The organism is Aeromicrobium sp. CF3.5 (assembly GCF_051262695.1).
In the GTDB taxonomy this organism is placed as follows: Bacteria; Actinomycetota; Actinomycetes; order Propionibacteriales; family Nocardioidaceae; genus Aeromicrobium.
Window position 1 is genome coordinate 50450 of sequence record NZ_JBIMEZ010000012.1, and the last position, 6499, is coordinate 56948.

At 65.7% G+C, this 6499-nt stretch carries 6 protein-coding genes and 1 pseudogene; 1 reads left to right on the forward strand and 6 read right to left on the reverse strand.

All coding sequences use genetic code 11. The features are described from left to right. Positions 1-99: 99 nt before the first annotated feature. From ACHAA3_RS16055 to ACHAA3_RS16065, 3 genes are all read right to left on the reverse strand, one after another. Complete coding sequence (locus ACHAA3_RS16055; RefSeq protein ID WP_435710097.1) at positions 100-852, reverse strand: metal-dependent transcriptional regulator; 753 nt, start codon at positions 850-852, stop codon at positions 100-102. 69 nt (positions 853-921) lie between these two features. Then, positions 922-1581, reverse strand: a complete 660-nt coding sequence (locus tag ACHAA3_RS16060) for a DsbA family protein (protein WP_435710098.1) — start codon at positions 1579-1581, stop codon at positions 922-924. Positions 1582-1642: 61 nt separating this feature from the next. Beyond that, positions 1643-2527, reverse strand: coding sequence for a LysR family transcriptional regulator (locus ACHAA3_RS16065; RefSeq protein WP_435710099.1), 885 nt, complete (start codon positions 2525-2527; stop codon positions 1643-1645). Positions 2528-2624: 97 nt separating this feature from the next. On the opposite strand from ACHAA3_RS16065, the gene gabT reads away from it, so the two are divergent. Beyond that, positions 2625-3962 (forward strand): 4-aminobutyrate--2-oxoglutarate transaminase, encoded by a 1338-nt coding sequence (gabT, locus tag ACHAA3_RS16070; protein WP_435710100.1) that lies wholly within the window; start codon positions 2625-2627, stop codon positions 3960-3962. Between the two features lie 10 nt (positions 3963-3972). On the opposite strand, the gene ACHAA3_RS16075 is transcribed toward gabT, so the two are convergent. From ACHAA3_RS16075 to ACHAA3_RS16085, 3 genes and pseudogenes are all read right to left on the reverse strand, one after another. Continuing rightward, positions 3973-4395, reverse strand: a complete 423-nt coding sequence (locus ACHAA3_RS16075) for a hemerythrin domain-containing protein (protein ID WP_435710102.1) — start codon at positions 4393-4395, stop codon at positions 3973-3975. 524 nt (positions 4396-4919) lie between these two features. Further along, positions 4920-6338 (reverse strand): ATP-binding protein, encoded by a 1419-nt coding sequence (locus tag ACHAA3_RS16080; RefSeq protein WP_435710101.1) that lies wholly within the window; start codon positions 6336-6338, stop codon positions 4920-4922. Between the two features lie 51 nt (positions 6339-6389). After that, a pseudogene (locus ACHAA3_RS16085) lies at positions 6390-6499 on the reverse strand (IS5/IS1182 family transposase); the annotation flags it as partial.

Here is a 6499-nt window from a genome sequence, read left to right on the forward strand (position 1 = left end):
GCACGACGCTAGGCAGTGGCGATTAGATGGCCAAGACAGCGCCGCCAACACCAGAGTTCGGTCATCGGAACTTTCGACCAGCGGAACCTGCGGCTAGAGCTAGGCAGTCGATCCCGGGCCGAGGTGTTGGCAGGTGGCGTACCGGCACACGAACGGGTCGTCGACACCGGGCAGCGGAGCATCGTCGGCGATCCACAACGAGCTGGCAGCCTGGATGCCCAGGTCCACGGCCTGGTCGCCCTCACCCAGCCGCACCGCGAGCGCACCACCGAAGGGTCGGTGTCCCTCGACCACCAGACGCACGTCGAGCGCCACTCCCATGTCGTCGAACCATCGCAGCAGCGCCGGGTCCTCGTCGAGGATGCGGGCGACGAAACCGCCCTCACCCGGCTCCATACCGGCCAGGGGCCGCGCGGCCGGAAGGTGCAGGACACCGTCGGGGGTCGGGATCGCGTCACCGTGTGGATCGCGCCACGGGTGGCCCAGGGTGGAGTCAATCCGCCGCAGCATCAGGTCCGACACCGCGTGCTCGAGGACCTCGGCCTCGTCGTGGACCTCGTCCCACGAGTAGCCGAGTCCGGTGACCAGGTAGGTCTCCAGGAGCCGGTGACGGCGCACCATCTGCAGCGCCTGCGCCAGTCCGGCATCGGTCAGCTGGACCGGGCCGTACGGCTCGTGATCAACGAGACCGTCCGCCACCAGCTGTCGGACCAGCTCCGATGTCGTCGACGCGGACACTCCGAGTCTCGCGGCCACGTCGCCGTTGGTCCGGGCCCGGGGGTCCCACTCGCCGACCGAGAAGATCGCCTTCAGGCAGTCCTCGATGAGGACGACGTTGCGCTGGCCCGCCATGCGGCGAGAATACGGGACCGCGGTCGAGTCGGGAGCGCTGGCAGCCTCGGTGGAGCGGGACGTGCCGCTCTACCTCGCCAGTGCGGCATCGATGGCGTCGGTGAACTCCTCGGTGGTGTCGGGTTGAAGGATCTCTCCGTCCAGGAAGAACGTCGGGGTGCCCGAGACCCCCAGCGCCAGACCGTCGTCGACGTCCCGCTGCACCCGTTCGGCCACCTCTGGACTGTCCACGTCGGCATTGAACTGAGCCATGTCGAGGCCCAGATCCTGGGCGAAACCGCGGAACAGTACGGCCTGGGATTCCTGGCGCTCGCCCCACTGGGCCTGCGTCTCGTACATCTGGGCGTACATGCCCTCGAACCTGCCCTGACGCGACGCCGCCTCGACCGCGTGCGCCGCGTTGCGGGCGTTGACGTGGCTGTCGATCGGGAAGTACCGCACCACGAAGGTGACCTGGCCGTCGTAGGTCTCGCGCAGGTCCTCCACGAACGGGTAGGCGGCCCGGCAGGCCTCGCACTCGAAGTCCAAGAACTCCACGAGCGTGACGTTGTCGTCCTCGGCCTCGCCGAGGCGGTGGCTGTCGGCGCGCACGAGAGCGCCGGTCGGCGCAGCACTGGACGGCTCGGGCTGCTTGAGCACCTCGTAGACGACGATGCTCGCGAGGACGGCCACCGCTGCGAGGACGACGACGAGGGTGATGCGATGCTGCGGACTGATGCGGTGCGACATGACGTCAGGACTCCTGGTGGTGCTGGATGGAACGCCACGGTCATCGTAGCGAGGCCTCCCCTCAGGACAGGTCCGGCGCATACCGCTGCTGGCAGAAGATCCTGAGCCGGTCGGCCACCTCGGCCAGGGTCTCGTGCGCGTGGTGGCCCCGGTCCCAGGCCGCGAAGAGCTGGATCCGGACCGGACCGCGATCGTCCTCCAGATGCAGGGGCACGAGACCGAACCGCGGATCGTCCGACACGATCGCGACCCCTCGCCCCGCTGCGGCGAGGGCCTGGGCCACCTGGGCATCGGCGCTCTCCATCAGGTGAGGGATCGACAGGCCGGCCTCGGCGAGTGCACCGTCGAGGATCTTGCGCGGCTTGAACTGAGGCGTCATGGCGATGACGTCCACGTCGACCAGGTCCTGCACGCGCACCGAGCGCCGCTCAGCCCAGGGGTGGTCGGCTCGGACGTAGACCCAGATCGGCAGCTCGGCGATCGCGATCCAGACCTCGCCGGTACCGGGCTCCTCGGTCACGATGGCCAGGTCCGCCCCGGCCAGCAGGGCCGACGAGGCGTCCGACGTGGCGGGCTCCACGACGGTGGGGATGGGGTCGTCCGGCCCCCAGGTCGCGAGGAACGGTGCGACCACGTCACTGAGCGTGGTCGCCGGGGCCGAGATCGCCACGGTCTGCAGCGCCCCGGCCGCGAAGCTCGCAGCAGCCTCGCGCGCCTTGTCGGCCCGGACCAGCAGGTCGCGGGCGATGGGCAGGAACTGTCGCCCCGCTGCCGTCAGGGTCGATCGGGCGCCGCGGGTGTCGAACAGGGCAACGCCCAGCTCGGCCTGCAGCTGGGCCAGCTGGCGCGAGATGGCCGGTTGCGTCACGTGCACCAGAGGCGCTGCCGCATTGACCGAGCCGGCATCGGCGGCGGCGACGAAGTAGCGCAGGGTCCGCAGCTCCACAACTATGCCTCCTGTGCATATGTACAGTTCGAAACTAGCATTGGACAGCATAGGTCGTGGAGCGGAGCATGGTGACACACCACCAAGGAGCCCCACCGTGTCCGCAGACCTCCCCCAGCACCGCGAGCTCGTGACCGCCATCCCCGGACCGCGGTCCATCGAGCTGATGGAGCGCAAGACCGCGGCCGTGGCCCAAGGGGTCGGCACGACCATGCCGGTCTTCGCGGCAGAGGCCGGTGGCGGCATCGTCAAGGACATCGACGGCAACTCGTTGATCGACTTCGGGTCCGGGATCGCCGTGACCTCGATCGGCAACAGCGCGCCCCGCGTCGTCGAGGCCGTGCGCGCCCAGGTCGAGGCGTTCACCCACACGTGCTTCATGGTCACGCCGTACGAGGGCTACGTCGCCGTCGCCGAGGCGCTCAACGCCATCACCCCCGGCGACCACCTGAAGCGGTCGGTGCTGTTCAACTCCGGCGCCGAGGCGGTTGAGAACGCCGTCAAGATCGCGCGGGCGTACACCAAGAAGGACGCCGTCGTCGCCTTCGACCACGCCTATCACGGTCGGACCAACCTCACGATGGCCCTGACGGCCAAGAACATGCCCTACAAGGACGGCTTCGGCCCCTTTGCTCCCGAGGTCTACCGCGCCCCGATGTCGTACCCGTACCGCGACGACAAGGCCATGGACGGCGAGCAGGCTGCCGCGCGGGCGATTGACCAGATCGAGAAGCAGGTCGGCGCCAGCAACCTCGCAGCCCTCGTCATCGAGCCGATCCAGGGCGAGGGCGGCTTCGTCGTTCCCGCACCCGGCTTCCTGCCCGCACTTGTCGAGTGGTGCACCGCGAACAACGTCGTGTTCATCGCCGACGAGGTGCAGACCGGTTTCGCCCGCACCGGCGCCCTGTTCGCCTGCGAGCACGAGGACGTCGTCCCCGACCTGATCGTCACCGCCAAGGGCATCGCCGGCGGACTCCCCCTCGCTGCCGTCACCGGGCGCGCCGAGATGGTCGACGCCCCACATGCAGGCGGACTCGGCGGCACGTACGGCGGAAACCCGCTCGCGTGCGCCGCTGCCCTCGCCACGCTGGAGACCATCCGCGCCGAGAACCTCATCGAGCGTGCCCAGGACATCGGCACCCTCATGCTCGATCGGCTCCACCGGCTCCAGGCCGACGACAGCCGCATCGGGGACGTCCGCGGTCGAGGCGCCATGATCGCCGTCGAGCTGGTCAAGAAGGGCACGACCGACCCCGATCCCGACCTCACCAAGGCCGTGGCCACCGCCGCTCACCAGCAGGGGCTGATCGTGCTGACCTGCGGCACGTACGGCAACGTCCTGCGCTTCCTGCCCCCGCTCGCGATCAGCGACGAGCTGCTGACCGAGGGGCTCGACCTCCTCGCGGAGACGCTGGCCGCCACTGGGCGATCCTGAGCAACCCGGCTCAGGCCAGCGGACCGAGCAGCCTGGCCACACCTACGTCGCCGGGATCCAGCCGCTCGAGCACTCCACGCAACTGTCGCTCCTCGTAGCCGAAGTGCGTCTGCATGACCGCTTCGATGCCATCGAGGTGCCGGTGCAGCTGGTCGGCCGACTCGTGGCGTTGCAGTGCCTGTTGCATCGCACCGATCAGGTGATTCAACATGCTGTGGTCGCGTTTGAGAGTGGCCACGACCTCGGCCAGGCCCGGGTCGATGTCGAGCAACATGGGGAACAGCGCAGTGTCCTCACTGCGATGGTGCCCGTCGAGGGCCTGGCAGAACCCCCAGCAGTACAACAAGAGGTCGCGACCCAGTTCGATGTCGTGAGGATCGTCGTCGATCGCGTCTCGTGCGATGCCAACGCTCGTCCTGAGACGTTCGTGCACTTGGCTCAACTCGCGATGCCAAGCGGTGATCCGGTGATGATCTGAGGTGGCCATGGCCGTCCTTCAGGTCTGGCACCTCCATGCCTGACGCTGTCCGCCACCGACACGCGATGCTGACCAGAAGCCTAGCCAACGCCGGGCATCACGGTGAACGCCCCGCCCGAGCCAGATGATCAACGACGCGTCAACCAGGCCCTCGACCGAGGACATGCGAAATGCCCCTGACCGGCATCTCTGCTGGTCAGGGGCCTTCATTTGGTAGTGCTGACCAGGGTCAATCTCAACACCCGAAGCTCGGCAGATTCACATTCCGCTCGCTCAACGAGGCACCCAGCGTCGAGCAGGCGACGCATCACCGAGAAGCTTCGTCAGCAGATCATCAGTCGCTACGAACAAGGCAATGTCAGCGCTCTTCAAACCGCCGAGGAGTTCGGCACCGGCAAGAGCACCGTGCTCAGCATATTGAAGCAAGCGGACATACCGGTTCGCAAGCACGGACAAAGACTCACGTAGCTCAACCTGGATTAGTCAAGACTGAGTAGCTTGCGAACTGAGTCGGTTAGGTCAACCACGTCCCCGACTGCAACTGACAGTTCGCCGGCGTAGATCTCATTGTGGTCTCGAGCAGTGATTTCCCACGTGCCGCGCACGTCCTGGGTGTCATCGCCCGGGAGCACAAGGACAAGCTCATCGTCATCAAAGTTGTAGACCTGTTTAGGTCTGAGTTCCCCAACTTCGAGGGTCATATCGATGGAGCCGGAGTTGTCCCAATCGAGTGGCGACCGATAAGCACTGAAGTTCGCGGAATCAAGTCGACTTGCGCCCGCCAGCACCGGACTGACCGAGTATGAACGTGCTCGTGGGCCCCATTCGCGTGGAGTTGAAGGCAACCTCAGACTCACGTCGGAATACTGATGGGATCCCTCTCTCCAACCGATCCCCCGAACTTGCCCGGCTAGGTGAACCTTGACCTCAACGTCGTGCAAGAAGACCTTCGCTGCATTTGAGACACGAACGGAAACGCCGTCCAGGACGTAGCCAGCGAGATCGTCGAGCGACGCTCTCCACGCGGCCCGGACTCGGTCCTCCCACTGCGAAATTGAGTTTCGATACTCTTCTTCGGTCCGGCTTTCAGGCTCCGTCATGAAGCTGCTCGCGGCCCCCATCGCGGAATGAGCTGGCTGTGACATCCGTAGCGCTTGGTGCAACGCGCCCGAGAGGTACAGCGAGTCCGTCGACGGCGCTGCTCCTGGAAGCGCATCGAGAAGCCGCCGGGTTTCAGTTGCGATGTACGCGTCGAGCGTCCGAGACTCGTCAATTTCGACGGGGTGCACGACGCCCACGATCTCGACCTCAAAGTTCACCTCAGGCAACTGGGTCCTGCCGCGTTCAATAAGAAGTTCGAGCTCCTCGGCCTTCGCCTCGCGAGTTGCACCATCCGCACGCACGTAGATTCGTCCATCGAAGAGCTTCTCGCCCTCCTTCCTGCACGGAAACGGATCCTGGCCATCTCGTGGAGGATCGACCACGACAACCAAAACCTCGTTGGTCGATTCAGGCACTGGTACGCGGACGACATCCCACCGAGGACCGGACGTTCCGATGTACCTGCTGATCGTCTGATCAAGTTCCAAGACCTCGACGGGCGGCACGCCTCGAACGTCCCCGGATGCAACCCCGATGACCATGACGCCGTAGCCCTCAAAGGCAGAACTAGCGACGCTGGGCAGACGATTCGCCGCTCCAAGAATGAACTTTGCGATCTTCGCGATGTCATTCTTCTGGGTGAGATTGAGGTCGCTCTTGACCTCAAGATAGTGGCGCTCAACTCGGTCATCGCTCGCTGCAACCGCCTTGGCGAGCGCCGACGCTACCTTCACCCCAAGAGGTGCCCGTGAAAGGTCGATATCGTTGCTAGTCGTGGCGTCTTCCATGGAGTCCATCTACTCCTAATTATGACACCGAGTATCGACGCGTCAACTAGGGCGCGTCTCCTAAGTCTTGAGCCAGATGGTGATGGCTCGTAGGACGACGCCGCCGCGGTAGGTGACGGCGAGTTTGTCGTAGCGGGTTGCGATGCCGCGCCACTGCTTGTGGGCGTTGA

Excerpts from the sequence above, each read along its gene's own strand:
- ACHAA3_RS16055 (WP_435710097.1), bottom strand. The coding sequence starts at position 852 with ATGGCGGGCCAGCGCAACGTCGTCCTCATCGAGGACTGCCTGAAGGCG.
- ACHAA3_RS16060 (WP_435710098.1), bottom strand. The coding sequence starts at position 1,581 with ATGTCGCACCGCATCAGTCCGCAGCATCGCATCACCCTCGTCGTCGTC.
- ACHAA3_RS16080 (WP_435710101.1), bottom strand. The coding sequence starts at position 6,338 with ATGGACTCCATGGAAGACGCCACGACTAGCAACGATATCGACCTTTCA.